The sequence below is a fragment of the Arcicella rosea genome, from assembly GCF_014204325.1.
Taxonomy (GTDB): domain Bacteria; phylum Bacteroidota; class Bacteroidia; order Cytophagales; family Spirosomataceae; genus Arcicella; species Arcicella rosea_A.
The window spans coordinates 1-16,226 of record NZ_JACHKT010000056.1 but is presented as its reverse complement, the minus strand read 5'-3'; the positions used below and the strand labels follow the sequence as shown (position 1 = coordinate 16,226).

At 35.3% G+C, this 16,226-nt stretch carries 11 protein-coding genes; 7 read left to right on the top strand and 4 right to left on the bottom strand.

Translation table 11 applies throughout. The features are described 5' to 3' along the window. Nucleotides 1-163: 163 nt before the first annotated feature. Entirely contained in the window at nt 164-571 is a 408-nt protein-coding gene (locus tag HNP25_RS21280) for a hypothetical protein (protein WP_184137735.1), read from the bottom strand. A 470-nt stretch (nt 572-1,041) separates the two neighbouring features. On the opposite strand from HNP25_RS21280, the gene HNP25_RS21275 reads away from it, so the two are divergent. After that, complete coding sequence (locus HNP25_RS21275) at nt 1,042-1,935, top strand: exonuclease domain-containing protein (protein ID WP_184137733.1); 894 nt, start codon at nt 1,042-1,044, stop codon at nt 1,933-1,935. A 64-nt stretch (nt 1,936-1,999) separates the two neighbouring features. Here the strand turns inward: HNP25_RS21275 and HNP25_RS21270 are convergent, their stop codons facing one another. After that, entirely contained in the window at nt 2,000-4,267 is a 2,268-nt protein-coding gene (locus HNP25_RS21270) for an aconitate hydratase (protein ID WP_184137731.1), read from the bottom strand. 442 nt (nt 4,268-4,709) lie between these two features. Here HNP25_RS21270 and HNP25_RS21265 point away from each other — a divergent pair, with 442 nt between their 5' ends. The 6 genes from HNP25_RS21265 to HNP25_RS21240 all read left to right on the top strand — a co-directional run bounded on the left by HNP25_RS21265 (nt 4,710) and on the right by HNP25_RS21240 (nt 13,929). Beyond that, a complete protein-coding gene (locus HNP25_RS21265; RefSeq protein WP_184137729.1) occupies nt 4,710-7,481 on the top strand; it encodes a bifunctional aconitate hydratase 2/2-methylisocitrate dehydratase in 2,772 nt (923 codons plus the stop codon). A 362-nt stretch (nt 7,482-7,843) separates the two neighbouring features. Beyond that, nucleotides 7,844-10,339, top strand: a complete 2,496-nt coding sequence (gene topA, locus HNP25_RS21260) for a type I DNA topoisomerase (RefSeq protein WP_184137727.1) — start codon at nt 7,844-7,846, stop codon at nt 10,337-10,339. A gap of 169 nt (nt 10,340-10,508) precedes the next feature. Beyond that, nucleotides 10,509-11,207 (top strand): SIR2 family NAD-dependent protein deacylase, encoded by a 699-nt coding sequence (locus HNP25_RS21255; RefSeq protein ID WP_184137725.1) that lies wholly within the window; start codon nt 10,509-10,511, stop codon nt 11,205-11,207. 87 nt (nt 11,208-11,294) lie between these two features. Then, nucleotides 11,295-12,176 carry a bifunctional 5,10-methylenetetrahydrofolate dehydrogenase/5,10-methenyltetrahydrofolate cyclohydrolase gene (locus tag HNP25_RS21250; protein ID WP_184137723.1) on the top strand — a complete coding sequence of 294 codons (882 nt, stop codon included), beginning with the start codon at nt 11,295-11,297 and terminating at the stop codon, nt 12,174-12,176. Nucleotides 12,177-12,345: 169 nt separating this feature from the next. Further along, nucleotides 12,346-13,287 carry a ribose-phosphate pyrophosphokinase gene (locus HNP25_RS21245; RefSeq protein WP_184137720.1) on the top strand — a complete coding sequence of 314 codons (942 nt, stop codon included), beginning with the start codon at nt 12,346-12,348 and terminating at the stop codon, nt 13,285-13,287. Between the two features lie 75 nt (nt 13,288-13,362). Further along, on the top strand, nt 13,363-13,929 hold the full coding sequence (locus HNP25_RS21240) for a 50S ribosomal protein L25/general stress protein Ctc (protein ID WP_184137718.1): 567 nt from the start codon (nt 13,363-13,365) through the stop codon (nt 13,927-13,929). A 72-nt stretch (nt 13,930-14,001) separates the two neighbouring features. Here the strand turns inward: HNP25_RS21240 and HNP25_RS21235 are convergent, their stop codons facing one another. Then, nucleotides 14,002-14,862, bottom strand: a complete 861-nt coding sequence (locus HNP25_RS21235) for a nucleoside phosphorylase (RefSeq protein ID WP_184137716.1) — start codon at nt 14,860-14,862, stop codon at nt 14,002-14,004. A gap of 85 nt (nt 14,863-14,947) precedes the next feature. Further along, nucleotides 14,948-15,928: an oxygen-dependent tRNA uridine(34) hydroxylase TrhO gene (gene trhO / locus HNP25_RS21230; RefSeq protein ID WP_184137715.1), complete on the bottom strand. Its 981-nt coding sequence runs from the start codon at nt 15,926-15,928 to the stop codon at nt 14,948-14,950. Nucleotides 15,929-16,226: the final 298 nt, after the last annotated feature.

The window sequence follows — 16,226 nt, the reverse complement described above, 5'->3', positions numbered from 1 at the left end:
AAGTAAATCACCTCAAATAAAATGAAAAATCCACCCAGAATATGAGTGGATTTTATTATGAATGAATATTGAAAAACAATTTTCAAGGAAAGCCTCATTAGTTTTTACCTGACAAAAAATCCTGCTGATATGGCAGGATTAGGCAGTTATTTTGGCAAGTTGTTTATTTCAATTTATTTCTCATAATCCAGACTTTGTGCGTATTATTGAGGTTAAAACTTTCTTTCATATTTATTTTTATTAAAGAATTTAATATTCCTGTTCGTGTATGACCTTCAACCAATTGATATTTACCATTAATTTCAACACCTTTAGGTTTTATTGGGAACGAATTACAGTCTAAAATAATTGGTGAAACTTCCCAAGTCCCATTTTTTAACCAATATTCTATTTGATGTCTTCTGTTTGGAATTATTTGAAATAATTTATCCCAAGTATCACAAACACTAATGCTATCATAATAATCTTGACCGCCACTAAGTATATTGATGCTTTTAATTTGTTCATTTGCCCATTGCTCATCAACAAATTCGATATATTCATTACCATAATTAATCCAAGCATAATTCATTAATGATAAGTCATCATTATGTAATGGAAAAAACCATTGTTCTATTACTTCGTATGGAATGTGCGTTATTTTTTTTTATTCCTTAGGAAATATTCTTCCAATCCCTCGTCATAACTATCAATGTTATATTTAGGAGAGAGACTTTTCCATGATTTACTTATCAAAATATTGTTCATTTTGGATTTAATATTATGATATATGAATTAAAACGGCAATCTCAAGTTTTCATAAACTCATGAACCTTACCTTGATTTTTCCTCAAGTTAATAATTTCTTTCCCAAAAACTTGCTAGTAAATACTCAAAATCTTTTGTTCAGCATCAATATTTTTGAATTCTTTAAGAAGTTTTATTCATTAATCTGATAGTTTTTTGATTATGTAGTTACAAAAATGACTTTTTGTAGTTTAATTAGTAAATTGGTACTGAATAAAAATTAAGCCTATCAATTAGAGATAAATATTATTGAAGATGAATTTTGTTGCAATAGATTTTGAAACTGCTAATAATGCCCAAAGTAGTGCTTGTGCTTTGGGACTAGTGAAAGTTGAAAATGGCATTATCGCTGAAAGAAGAGAATGGTTAATAAAACCAACGCCTTTTGAAATGGGTTTTTATCAAAATAAGGTTCATAAAATTAACCTGATGGATTTGAGAGATAAACCTACTTTTGATGAAATATGGGATGAATTAAAGCCACTTTTAGAAAACCAAGTAGTTATTGCTCATAACGCTACGTTTGATTTTGGCGTTTTAAATAGTGTTTGCACGCATTACAATATTCAACCAGTGAAGTTGACGAGGATGTGTTCGATTGCATTGTCTAGGATGGCTTGGCGAAATGAGCGAGGTTATGGTTTAAGTACTTTAGTGAAATCTAAACTTGATAGTTACAGCTTTAATCATCATGATGCTTTAGCAGATGCTGAAGCATGTGCTGTATTGGTACTTAAAGTAATGGAGGTACTTTCTTTGTCAAGTATTCAAGAAATTCAATATTATAAATCTAGTAGGCTACAAGTTAAGCGTTCGTCTAAAGTAAAGACTGTCAAAAAGATTTTTGAAGGAACTATTAATGAGAACTTAAATAATCCCATCAGGAAAAAAGAGGTTGTTTTTACGGGAACACTGGAATACTTTGTCAGAAAAGAAGCTGAGAATTTGGTAAGAAAAATAGGAGGGTTTCCTGCTCAATTTGTCAGTAGTAGAACGAAGTATCTTGTAGTTGGTCAGTATGATGTCAATAAAACTAAGTCATCTAAAATACAAAAAGCAGAAGAACTTTCACTAGAAGGATACAATGTTCAGATAATAAGCGAAAACGAGTTTATTGAAATGATTTCTGTAAAAAATGAATTAATATAAAAACAGCCTTTATCAATTTTACTTGATAAAGGCTGTTTATTAATTTGTTAATCGCTAAAATAAATTACTTCGCTACATTAGCACGAATAATATTCAATGCACCACCAGCTTTAAACCATTCAATTTGTTGGTCGTTGTAAGAGTGATTTACTGCAATTGTATCACTTGAACCGTCGGCATGATTCAATACTACTTGCAATTGAACACTCGGAGCGAAAGTTGTTAAACCAATGATGTCGATAGAATCGTCTTCTTGAATTAAGTCATAATCTGCTTCATTGGCAAAAGTAATCGCCAACATCCCTTGTTTCTTCAAATTAGTTTCGTGAATACGAGCAAAAGATTTCACTAATACCACACGAACACCCAAGTGACGAGGTTCCATCGCTGCGTGTTCACGAGATGAACCTTCACCATAGTTAGAATCACCAACTACGATTGTTCCGATTCCAACCGCTTTATAAGCACGTTGTGTCGCAGGAACGGGGCCATATTCGCCCGTCAATTGGTTTTTCACATTGTCTGTTTTCTCGTTAGCGAAGTTCAATGCACCAATTAACATATTGTTAGAAATATTATCTAAGTGACCACGGTATTTCAACCAAGGACCAGCCATAGAAATATGATCTGTTGTACATTTACCTTTCGCTTTGATTAATAATTTCAAACCCAATAAATCAGTACCTTCCCAAGCAGAGAATGGAGCTAATAATTGAAGACGGTCAGAAGTTGGAGAAACTTTTACTTCTACCGAAGAACCATCTTCAGCAGGAGCTTGATAACCAGCATCTTCTACGGCGAATCCTTTTGTAGGTAATTCATCACCTGTCGGAGCGTCTAATTTTACTTGCTCTCCTGCTTCGTTGGTCAAATAATCTGTTAAAGGATTGAAAGTTAAATCACCTGCAATCGCCAAAGCAGTTACTAACTCAGGAGAACCTACGAAAGCATAAGTATTTGGGTTTCCATCCGCACGTTTGGCAAAGTTTCGGTTGAAAGAGTGAACGATGGTGTTTTTCTCCCCTTTCTCAGCACCGGGACGAGCCCACTGACCGATACATGGCCCACAAGCATTTGAGAATACTTTACCGCCGATGCTCTCGAAAGTATCAATAAATCCATCTCGTTCTATTGTATAACGTACTTGTTCAGAACCAGGGGTGATGGTATATTCTGCTTTTGTTTTTAAGCCTTTAACTGCAACTTGTCTTGCTAAAGAAGCCGCACGTGAAATGTCTTCGTAAGATGAGTTAGTACATGAACCAATCAAACCTACTTCGATTTTAGTTGGCCAACCGTTTTTCTCAGCTAATGCTTTCATTTGAGAAATAGGGGTTGCTAAATCTGGCGTGAAAGGCCCGTTCAAATGTGGTTCTAAAGTATCTAAATCAATTTCAATTACTTGGTCGAAATAAGTAGCTGGGTCAGCATAAACTTCTGGGTCAGCAGTCAAATGTTCTTTAATGGTATCCGCTAAAGCAACCACATCAGCACGACCTGTTGATGTTAAATAGCGAGCCATAGATTCATCATAACCAAAAGTTGAAGTAGTTGCTCCAATTTCAGCACCCATGTTAGCGATTGTACCCTTACCTGTACACGACATTGAAGTAACGCCTTCGCCAAAATATTCTACCACAGCACCAGTGCCACCTTTTACCGTAAGAATACCTGCTACTTTTAAGATTACATCTTTTGCAGAAGTCCAACCGTTTAATTTACCTGTCAATTTAACACCAATCAATTTAGGGAATTTCAATTCCCAAGCTAAACCAGCCATTACGTCACAAGCATCAGCCCCACCAACACCAATGGCAATCATCCCCAAACCTCCAGCATTTACTGTATGAGAATCAGTACCAATCATCATTCCGCCCGGAAAAGCATAGTTTTCTAAGACTACTTGGTGAATAATACCTGCACCGGGTTTCCAAAAACCTAAACCATATTTATCAGAAACAGAAGAAAGGAAGTCATACACTTCTTTATTTTTATTCACCGCAACCGAAAGGTCGGTTTTTGACTCTACTTTAGCTTCAATTAAGTGATCGCAGTGAACAGTAGAAGGAACTGCTACTTTCGGACGACCAGCCTGCATAAATTGTAAAAGAGCCATTTGTGCAGTTGCATCTTGCATTGCCACTCGGTCAGGTGCGAAGTCAACATAAGATTTTCCTCTTTCAAAAGTACTTGTAGGAGTACCTTCCCACAAATGAGAATAAAGGATTTTTTCTGTTAAAGTAAGCGGTCTGCCGACAAGTTTACGGGCTGCCTCAACACGAGCTGGCATACGTTCATAAACTGCTTTAATCATTTCAATGTCAAAAGCCATAATCTATTTTTGTTAAGAGTACTTGAAATTCTAAGATTTAAAGAATAAGAATTTATTGATATGTTCTAATAATTTAATTACTATTTTTCATATTGCAATAACATATTTCAGATATTTTAAGTTCTTGAATTTCTGTTTGCATACCGACAACGGTAAAAATTGTAATTTAACCTTTTAGAGTTTTATTGATGATTATAGACTATGGAGGGAATCTCTTGATAGTTGTCTCAGTAATTGAATAAAACAAATAAAAATTATACAAAACAAAGAAAATATATGTTAAAAACGTCTATTCGATAAAAAATTTTTAAATAGAAGTTGCTTTCTATAAATTTGCGAGATAAATATTTTCAGAAAAATGCTATTGTTAACACCAATAGAAAGTCTGTTAATATGAAAAACGTACAAGGATAAATACTATAATAACTGTAAATAATTCAATATGAACTTTTATAACGATTACCTTAAAGAAATCGAGGAAAGAAAAACACAAGGACTTCATCCTAAGCCAATTGATAGTGCAGAATTGGTTAGTGAAATCATTGAACAAATCAAAGATTTAGACAACGAAAACCGTGCTGATTCACTTCAGTTTTTCATCTACAACACTTTGCCTGGAACTACTCCTGCGGCTGGTGCAAAGGCTAAGTTTTTAAAAGAGATTGTACTTGGTCAGTCTGTTGTAAAAGAAATTACCCCAGATTTTGCTTTTGAATTGTTGTCACACATGAAAGGTGGCTCTTCAATTGAAGTATTATTGGATTTGGCTTTAGGAGAAGATGTTGCTATTGCAAAACAAGCTGGAGACGTATTAAAAACGCAAGTTTACTTGTACGACGCAGATTTGAAACGTTTGAAAGATGCTTTTGAAAGCGGAAATGAAACGGCAAAAGACATTATCGAAAGTTATGCCAAAGCTGAGTTTTTTACGAAACTTCCAGAAATACCTGAAGAAATTAAAGTTGTTACGTTTATCGCAGGCGAAGGTGATATTTCAACAGATTTACTTTCTCCAGGAAATCAAGCTCACTCACGTTCTGACCGTGAATTGCATGGAAAATGTATGATTTCTCCTGCTGCTCAAGATGAAATCGAAGCCTTGAAAGCTCAACACCCAGATAAATCTGTGATGTTAATTGCTGAGAAAGGAACGATGGGCGTTGGTTCATCAAGAATGTCAGGCGTAAATAACGTGGCACTTTGGACAGGTAAGCAAGCAAGCCCTTACATTCCATTTGTGAACTTTGCTCCAATTGTAGGTGGAACAAATGGTATTTCTCCAATTTTCCTTACAACAGTTGATGTAACGGGTGGTATCGGAATTGACCTTAAAAACTGGGTTAAAAAAGTAGATGCAGATGGTAAAGTTATTCGTAATGAAAATAACGAACCTATCCTTGAACAAGCTTATTCAATAGCGACAGGTACTGTATTGACGATTAATACAAAGACGAAAAAATTATACAATGGCGAGCAAGAGTTGATTGATATTTCAAGATCTTTCACTCCTCAAAAATTGGAATTTATCAAAGCTGGTGGTTCTTATGCCATCGTATTTGGTAAGAAAATCCAAACATTCGCTTCTCAATTATTAGGTATTGCTATTGCTCCAGTATTTGCTCCTTCAAAAGAAGTTTCTAATGAGGGTCAAGGCTTAACAGCGGTTGAAAAAATCTTCAACAGAAACGCAGTAGGTTCTACGCCGGGCAAAGTTTTACATGCAGGTTCGGACGTTCGTGTATTGGTAAATATTGTAGGTTCACAAGATACTACAGGTTTGATGACAGCACAAGAATTAGAGTCAATGGCTGCAACAACTATTTCTACTACTGTTGATGGAGCTTATCAATCAGGTTGTCATACAGCTTCGGTTTGGGATAAAAAAGCACAGGCTAATATTCCAAAATTGATGAAATTCATGAACGAATTTGGTTTGATTACCGCTCGTGACCCTAAAGGTGTGTATCATTCAATGACTGACGTAATTCACAAAGTATTGAATGATATTACGGTTGACGACTGGGCAATTATCATCGGTGGAGACTCTCATACTCGTATGTCTAAAGGTGTTGCTTTCGGTGCTGACTCTGGTACGGTTGCCTTGGCATTGGCTACGGGTGAGGCCTCAATGCCAATTCCTGAGTCTGTAAAAGTTACTTTTAAAGGTAACATGAAAGAATATATGGACTTCCGTGACGTGGTTCATGCTACGCAATCACAAATGCTTCAACAATTTGGTGGCGAAAACGTCTTCCAAGGTAAAATTATTGAGGTTCATATTGGTACACTTACTGCCGACCAAGCCTTTACATTTACAGACTGGTCTGCGGAAATGAAAGCAAAAGCTTCTATCTGTATTTCTGAAGATGCTACTTTAATCGAATCATTGGAAATTGCGAAAAGCAGAATCCAAATTATGATTGACAAGGGCATGGACAACAAAACCCAAGTGCTTCAAGGATTGATTGATAAAGCAAATAAGAGAATTGCTGAAATTCAATCGGGCGAAAAACCAGCACTTAGACCTGATGCTAATGCAAAATATTACGCTGAGGTAGTTGTTGACTTAGACTTAATCGCTGAACCAATGATTGCTGACCCAGATGTAAACAATGCAGATGTTTCAAAAAGATATACGCACGATACTATCAGACCATTGTCATTCTACGGTGGCGACAAAAAAGTAGATCTTGGTTTTATCGGTTCTTGTATGGTTCACAAAGGCGACATGAAAATTTTGGCACAAATGCTTAAAAACATTGAGGCTCAAAATGGTAAAGTTGAATTTAAAGCACCACTTGTAGTTGCTCCGCCAACGTATAACATTGTTGATGAATTGAAAGCAGAAGGCGACTGGGAAGTATTACAAAAATACTCAGGTTTTGAGTTTGATGATAATGCTCCTAAAGCAGCCGCACGTACTTCTTACGAAAAAATGTTATACTTAGAGCGTCCGGGTTGTAACCTTTGTATGGGTAACCAAGAAAAGGCAGCTAAAGGCGATACCGTAATGGCAACATCAACTCGTTTATTCCAAGGACGTGTTGTGGAAGATTCGGAAGGCAAAAAAGGTGAATCTTTACTTTCATCAACGCCAGTGGTAGTTCTTTCTACGGTTCTTGGTAGAACTCCAACTATCGAAGAATATGTAAAAGCAGTTGAAGGTATCAATTTGACTAAATTTTCGCCATCACACATTAAGTTGGTGAAATAAAATTATAATGTATATTTAAAAAGCCTGAGCAACAACTCAGGCTTTTTGTTGTTTATACAAAGAAGAAAGCATTTTGAAGTCCTCTAAAATTTATTTCATAGAATCAATCAAATTACTGTTGTCTCTTGGATAATTTTTATTTCCAATAAATAATAGAATTGTACAAATTTAATACTGTTATCAAAAAAAATGGACTACATTTTGAAATGAAGTTTATATATTTGGCAAAATATAAAAGGTAGCGGTCTTTTATCAGGTATTTTATATCCCAAAAAGGCATTAAATTTTAATGATTTTAGCCCCTAAAGAATAAGTATTTCGTAAATAATTTCGATTATTTACTCCACCAATCAAATTAATTAATGTCGAAAAACTTAGTAATAGTAGAGTCTCCAGCAAAGGCAAAGACCATTGAGGGATATTTAGGAAAAGATTTTACCGTAAAATCTTCGTTTGGTCATGTTCGGGACTTACCTAAAGAAAATGATGCCATCGACGTTAAAAATGGTTTCAAACCTACTTATATTATCTCACCAGAAAAGATAAAAGTAGTAAACGAACTCAAATCAGCCGTAAAAGCAGCAGAAGAAGTATGGCTGGCAACGGATGATGACCGTGAAGGTGAATCTATCTCATGGCATTTAAAAGAAGCTCTTGGGCTTGCAGACAGTACTAAAAGAATCGTTTTTCGTGAAATCACGAAAAAGGCAATTCAAAATGCCATTCAAAATCCAAGAACAATTGATGTGGATTTGGTAAATGCACAGCAGGCTCGTCGTGTATTGGATAGATTAATAGGTTTTGAACTTTCACCAGTACTTTGGTCGAAAGTAAAAAAAGGTTTATCAGCGGGTAGAGTACAATCGGTAGCAGTAAGAATTGTGGTTGAAAGAGAAAGAGATATTGAAAATTTTGATTCAAAATCTTCTTTCAAAATTGTTGCTTTATTCCCTTTAGCAGCTGGCAGAGTTTTACAGGCAGAGTTACCTAAAAACTTTGAAACTGAAGCATTGGCAAAAGCATTTTTAGAAAAGTGTATCGGTGCGGAATTTAAAATTAAAAACTTAGAGACCAAACCTGCAAAAAAATCTCCAACTGCTCCTTTTACTACTTCTACTTTACAACAAGAAGCTTCTCGTAAATTAGGTTACTCAGTGGCATCAACGATGATGTATGCTCAGAAACTATACGAAGCAGGTAAGATTTCTTACATGAGAACTGACTCAACCAGTCTTTCTGAAGAAGCGATTGGAAAAGCAAAAGAAGCCATTACTAATGCTTATGGTGTTGATTATGTACAAACTCGTCAGTATAAAACTAAAGATGAATCGGCACAGGAAGCTCACGAAGCCATTCGTCCAACAGATTTTGCAGAAAGTACTCTTTCTGGCGATGTTAAAGAAAGACGATTATATGAATTGATTTGGAAACGTGCCATCGCCTCGCAAATGGCAGATGCACAATTAGAAAGAACAACCGCAACGGTGGGTATTTCTCAAACTTCTGAAGAATTAATAGCCCAAGGTGAAGTCATTAAATTCGACGGTTTCTTGAAAGTATATTTAGAAAGTAAAGACGATGAAGAAGATGAGGATAATTCAAAAATGTTACCTCCTTTAAATATAGGTCAAATTCTAAATTTATATACTTTAAAAGCTACCGAACGTTTTTCTCGCCCACCAGCACGTTACACAGAAGCAAGTTTGGTAAAAGCTTTAGAAGACAAAGGCGTTGGTCGTCCTTCTACTTATGCTCCTACGATTTCAACGATTATCAAACGTGAGTATGTTGTAAAAGAAGATAGAGAAGGCAAGGAGCGTAGTTTTAAAGAGATTGTGTTGAAAGACAATAAGATTTCTGAAAAGACCAGTAAAGAAACTTACGGAACAGAAAAAGCAAAACTTTTCCCAACATCAGTAGGAATGGTGGTGAATGATTTCTTAGTTGAAAATTTCAAAGAAGTAGTAGATTTCAAATTCACTGCCGACATGGAAGATGAATTTGATGAAATTGCGAAAGGAAAAGTAGAGTGGTCGAAAATGATTGATAATTTTTATCAAGGTTTTCACCAAACGATTGAAGACAGTAAAAGCGTTGATAGAAATACAGTTGGTTCATCTCGTGATTTAGGAGTTGACCCTAAAACAGGGAAACCTATTTCAGTTAGATTAGGGAAGTTTGGCCCTTATGTACAATTAGGAGAAGCCAAAACCAAAGATGATGAAAAACCAGTTTACTTCAACCTTAAAAAAGACCAGTTGGTAACAACCATTACTTTAGAAGAGGCTTTGGCTTTGATGGAATTACCAAAACTACCACGAGAAGTTGGTTTCTTTGAAGATAAACCAATGGTGATTGGTGCTGGTAAAATGGGTCCTTATATTCGTCACGATGATAAATATACGAGTCTTCCGCCCAACGAAGACCCTTTTACAGTTTCAGAAGAAAGAGCGATTGAATTACTTTTGGAAAAACGACAAGCAGATGTAGGAAGTGCTATCGGGACTTTTGAAGGAGAACCTATTACAACGGGGAAAGGTAGATTTGGGCCATATGTAAAACACAATGGTAAGTTTTACTCTTTGGGAAGAGGCGAAAGTATTGAGACCATTTCGGGCGAAAGAGCGATAGAAATCATTTTGAAAAAACGTGACAGCGAAGCCAATAAGTACTTGAAAGAATTCCCAGAAAATGATTCTATCAAAGTAGTCAACGGAATGTATGGACCATATATTCAGATAGGGAAAAGAAATATCAAAATTCCAAAAGATACTAAACCAGAAGATTTGACTTTGGAAGACTGTATCAAACTTGGCGAAGAAGCACCTGCTCCTGCTGCGAGAGGAAAGAAGAAGTAAATCTAATAATTGAGTGATTTAGTGAAGGAGTGATTTGTGATTATTCTTTTTGAAGGTCATTTCTTCTTAAATATTTTAAAGAAAGGTTGTCGATTTTTGATTGGCGACCTTTTTTTTGATTTGAAAATTTGAAGATGTGTTAATTTGAAAATTAAATTTAAAATCTAAGATGAAACCTAAAAAAAAGAAATTAGTCGTATTAACTGGTGCTGGTATTTCAGCAGAAAGCGGGATTCCTACTTTTAGAGCTTCAGATGGGCTTTGGGAAAATCATGCCGTTGAAGATGTCGCTACTCCTGAAGGCTTTAAGAAAAACCCTGAATTGGTTTTACGCTTCTATAACGAACGAAGAGCTAAATTAGACCAAGTAGAACCAAATGAAGGGCATAAAATTTTGGCTCGTTTAGAAAAACATTATGATGTACAAATCATCACGCAAAATGTAGATAATCTTCACGAAAGAGCAGGTTCAAGTAATGTACTTCATCTTCATGGCGAATTAACGAAAGCTCGTTCTACTGTTTTTTCAGATTTGGTATATGAAATCGGCACTAAGCCAATCAATTTAGGCGATAAATGCGAAAAAGGTTTTCAGCTTCGTCCACATATTGTTTGGTTTCATGAAGACGTTCCTTTGATACATGATGCCATTGAAATGGTTGAAAGTGCCGATGTTTTTGTTGTAGTAGGTACTTCATTGCAAGTATATCCAGCGGCTAGTTTGGTGAATTTTGTAGCTGGTTTTGTACCAATTTATATTATTGACCCCAAAAAACCAGAAGCAGCAACCAGAAAAAACATGGCTTTTATAGAATATATTGGCAGTATTGGCTTGGCTAAATTATGGGATATTTTGGTAAATGATTGAGATGAGTAGTACAGATAAACCAATTTCTTTTGCTTAACCAAAAACTAGCCGTAATTTTGTGACTTCAAAATTACAAAAAACAGAACCATGCAAATTATAGACGGGAAAGCAGTTGCTGACGAAATCAAGAAAGAAATCGCATTGGAAGTAGCTGAAATCAAAGCATCTGGTGGTAAAACACCACATTTAGTAGCCATTTTGGTGGGAAATAATGGTGCTTCTGAAACCTATGTTGCCAACAAAGTAAAATCTTGTCAAGAATTAGGATTTAATTCAACATTACTTCGTTTCGACCCAAGTATTACTGAAGCTGAATTGTTGGCTGAAGTACAAAAAGTAAATGATAATGATGATATGGATGGATTGATTGTTCAATTACCCCTTCCTGACCATATCAATCCCGATAAAGTAATGGAGACGATTGCTCCAAGTAAAGATGTTGATGGTTTTCATCCAATCAATATTGGTAGAATGGCAAAAGGTCTTCCTGCTTATATTTCTGCAACGCCACAAGGAGTATTAGATTTATTAGCGTATTATAACATCGAAACTTCAGGAAAACATTGTGTTGTAGTGGGACGTAGCCAGATTGTAGGTTTACCAATGTCTATTTTGATGCAACGTAATACTAAAATTGGTAACTGTACAGTAACGCTTACGCATTCAAAAACGAAAGATTTACCTGCTGTTTGTGCCAGTGCTGATATTTTAATTGCTGCTTTGGGTCGTGCAGAGTTTATCACGGCTGAATATGTAAAAGAAGGTGCAGTAGTAATTGATGTAGGTTTGACTAGGGTAGAAGACCCAACTAAGAAGTCTGGTTTTGCATTGAAAGGAGATGTGAAATTTGATGAGGTAGCTCCGAAGTGTTCTTTTATCACGCCAGTTCCTAAAGGAGTAGGGCCAATGACGATTGTTTCCTTGATGAAAAATACTTTACTTTCAGCCAAAAAGGTGATTTACCAATAAAATATAGTACTTTATCTTTGTGGTTACTACTTAATTATTTATTGTTTGAAAAATTGACTAATCAGTGCTGTTTAAGCGGATGATTTTTTGTACTTTTGCGGTAAATTTCAGAAAAAGTATTTCCAAGATAATTTTGAATTAAGAGAGCTTTAGAAAACTCTCCAATAAAATGGCTGCTATCAATCAAGTTAAGATTTTCACAGGATCATCTTCCGAATATTTAGCAAAAGAAATTGCTCGCTTTTACGGAAAAGATTTAGGTTTGTCTTCTGTTCAACGTTTCTCAGATGGTGAAATGTCACCAAGTTTTAACGAATCTATCAGAGGATGTGATGTATTCATCATTCAATCAACCTTCCCACCAGCTGATAATATGCTGGAGCTTTTGTTAATGATTGACGGTGCTCGTCGTGCTTCTGCTCACTATGTTACGGTTGTTATGCCTTATTTTGGCTATTCTCGTCAGGATAGAAAAGACAAGCCAAGAGTAGGTATCGGAGCAAAGTTGATAGCCAATTTATTAACTGCTGCTGGTGCTGACAGATTAATGACTTTAGATTTACATGCTGGACAAATCCAAGGTTTCTTTGATTTTCCTGTAGATCACTTAGAAGGAACAGCTATTTTTGTTCCATATTTAAAATCATTAGGATTAGATAATATTTTGTTTGCCTCGCCAGATGTTGGTGGTGTGGTTCGTACTCGTAACGTTGCTAAGTTCTTCAATGCTGAAATGGTGATTTGCGATAAGCAACGTAAACGTGCAAACGAAGTAGCTACAATGCAATTAATTGGTGATGTTACTGGTGCAGATGTAGTTTTAGTAGATGATTTAATTGATACTGGAGGAACCATGTGTAAAGCCGCTCAGTTAATCATGGACAAAGGTGCTAAATCTGTAAGAGCTATCGTTACACACCCAGTACTTTCTGGAAAAGCGTATGAAAATATCAATAATTCAGTATTGACTGAATTGGTTGTAACAGACACTATTCCATTAAAAGAAGCTAGTGATAAAATTAAAGTATTATCAGTAGCAGAATTATTCGCCAAAGCAATTGGCAGAATTCGTGATCATGAGTCTATCAGTTCATTATTTATAAAAAATTAGTTTAAACGGTTGATTGAAGATAAGAATTAAGGCTTTCCTTAAAACTGACAGGCTTTCAACACAAATCACTCAAAAATGAGAAAGATTGAAATCGTAGGGTATAACAGAGAAACCCTTGGAACAAAATCAGCGAAAGATCTTCGTAACGAATCTTTAGCTCCATGTGTATTGTATGGTGGTGAAAAACAAATTCACTTTGCTGTACCAATGATTCTTTTCCGTGAATTATTATATACTCCAGAAGTATCAGAAGTAATTTTAAATATCGAAGGTGAAATTCACCACGCTATCGTTCAAGATTCACAATTCCACCCAGTATCTGAAGTTCTTCTTCATGTCGATTTCTTAGAAATCGTTGCTGGAAAAGAAATCAAAATTGACGTACCTGTGAAAGTTATTGGTGATGCACCAGGCGTTCGTAAAGGGGGTAAAATGGTTCAAAAGTTACGTAAAGTATCTTTGAAAGGTTTATCTGATAACATTCCTGACTTTATCGAAGCTGACATTACTGGCTTAGATCTAGGACAAACATTGAAAGTTGCTAAATTGAAAGCTGAAAACGTTGCGATTTTAAATAATCCTTCGGCTCCAGTTGCTACAATTGACATCCCACGTGCTTTAAGAGGAAAAATTAACTCATAGTTAATTTCCAATTTCACTGATAGATTTTATAAAGAGGCTGTTTCTTCAAATTTTTGATAGAAACAGCTTTTTTTATTTTGAGAGTTTTTCCAAGGCTAGTTTGATTAAATTATCAACCGCCTTTTCAGGGTTTATAGCAAAATCGTTGGTCATTCTACTGGCAAGAATAGCACTAATTGATAGTACTTCATGACCTAGTACTTTTCCCATTAAATAATATCCTGCTGTTTCCATTTCAAGATTAGTCAATAATAAATTATTATGTCTGAACGAATTAAATTTCTCTAACAGATTTTCAATTTTTGGACTATATCTCAAAACTCTACCTTGTGGAGCATAGAATCCTGGACAGGTTACGGTGTTCCCTTCAAACCAATTGCCTGGAGAATCTTCCATAAACAGATTAAACAAAGACTCACTTCCTGAATTAACATAAGGCATAAAATCTAAAGTAAAATGATCTTTGATTGATTCTGAGATGGAATCACTTTGCGAAGTATAAAAATAGCCTAGTGCATCAAAGCCAATACCAAGTTTTGAAACTACGATACTTTCCATAGGAATCTCTTTTTGTAAGCTGCCAGAGGTGCCTAGTCTAATAATATTTAATGATTTATGCTCTTTAAAAGGTGTTCTGGTTGCTAAATCAATGTTAGCTAAAGCATCGAGTTCGTTCATTAAAATTTCAATGTTATCAGTGCCGATTCCACTAGAGATAACACTTATACGTTTTTTCCCAAGGTAGCCAGTATGTGTAACAAACTCTCGTTTATTAATTTTAATGTCAACACTATCGAAATATTTAGATACTTTTTCTACTCTTTCTGGGTCTCCAACGGTAATGATGGTGTCAGCAATATCGTCTGGACGAAGATTCAAATGATAGATACTTCCATCAGTATTGATAATTAAATCGGTTGGTGAAATGTTCATAGTCTGGATGATTTTAAATGAAAAAACTAGAGGCATTGTAATTGATACAATACCTCTAGTTGAATATACACCTCAAATATATAAATTAAGCGTTTTGTTCCAAAGGACTTTTTGTTAATTTTCTACTTTTGAAACCAAATTCAGGAGTATAATTATCCGACTGTTTCGAGTAATATCCTCTTACATTATATGGACGTTTACGTGGATGATTTTTACATGCTACAGAACAAGCTCCATCCATTTCTAACAGGCAAGTCGCACAAATTGGTAAATGTTCATTACATTCTGGATTGGCACAATTTACCATGTCTTCTGTATCAGTTTTACAGATATGGCATTTTGAAATAATTACTGGATTTACAGTATTTACTTCAGTTTTTACTCTGTTGTCAAACACATAGCATTTTCCTTCAAAGTCTTCACCACCTTCTTCTAAACCATATTTAATAATTCCGCCATGTAGTTGATAAACATTCTCGAAACCACGCTCAATTAAATAAGCAGAAGCTTTTTCACATTTTATCCCACCAGTACAATAAGTAATGATTTTTTTATCTTTCAGATGTTCAATTTCTTGCACGTGTTCGGGTAATTCACGAAGCGTTTCCATGTCAAATGTTACTGCTCCTTTGAATTTTCCGATGCTGTGTTCGTAATTAGAACGCATATCAACCAAAACTACATCAGGGTCATTTTTCAACATTTCTTTGAAATCTGCTGGCTCTAAGTGCTTTCCCGTTCTTACTCTTGGGTCAACGGGTAAATCAGAATTGACAATTTCTTCTTTTACTCTTACATGAAGTTTTGCAAAAGTATGTTCTTCGTGTTCTTCAACTTTGAAATCGAAATTTGAACCCGCAAAAATTGGGTCATTTTCTAACCAATTCATGTACCGTTCACAGTCTTCTGCCAAACCAGAAACAGTACCGTTCAGTCCCTCAGAAGCAACAATGATACGACCTAATAATCGATTTTCTAAACAAAATAAATGATGCTTTTCTCTATAAGTATCCGCATCGGGGATAGGAGTGTAATTATAATAAAGAATTACTCTGTATGGCTTCATCTTCAACATGAGTTTACAGCGTGAATGTATTCTTATCAAAAAAAACTTATTCGTGACCTAAAATATTTGATAAGAGATACTAAAACGAATAAGCGAACGCAAAGATACAAAAAAGAGGAGTGGTGATGTAGAAAATTCTATTTTCCAAAAATGCTTTTTGTCATTTTTTATATTCTAGGAATAACTATAGGCTTTGTTTTCAGTTACTCTACCCGAAGATTTTGTTCTTGAAAACAAAAAGGCTGAAATTTGAGCGACCAAGCATCAAAACAGCCTTTAAGGATGAGAAAAATCATCA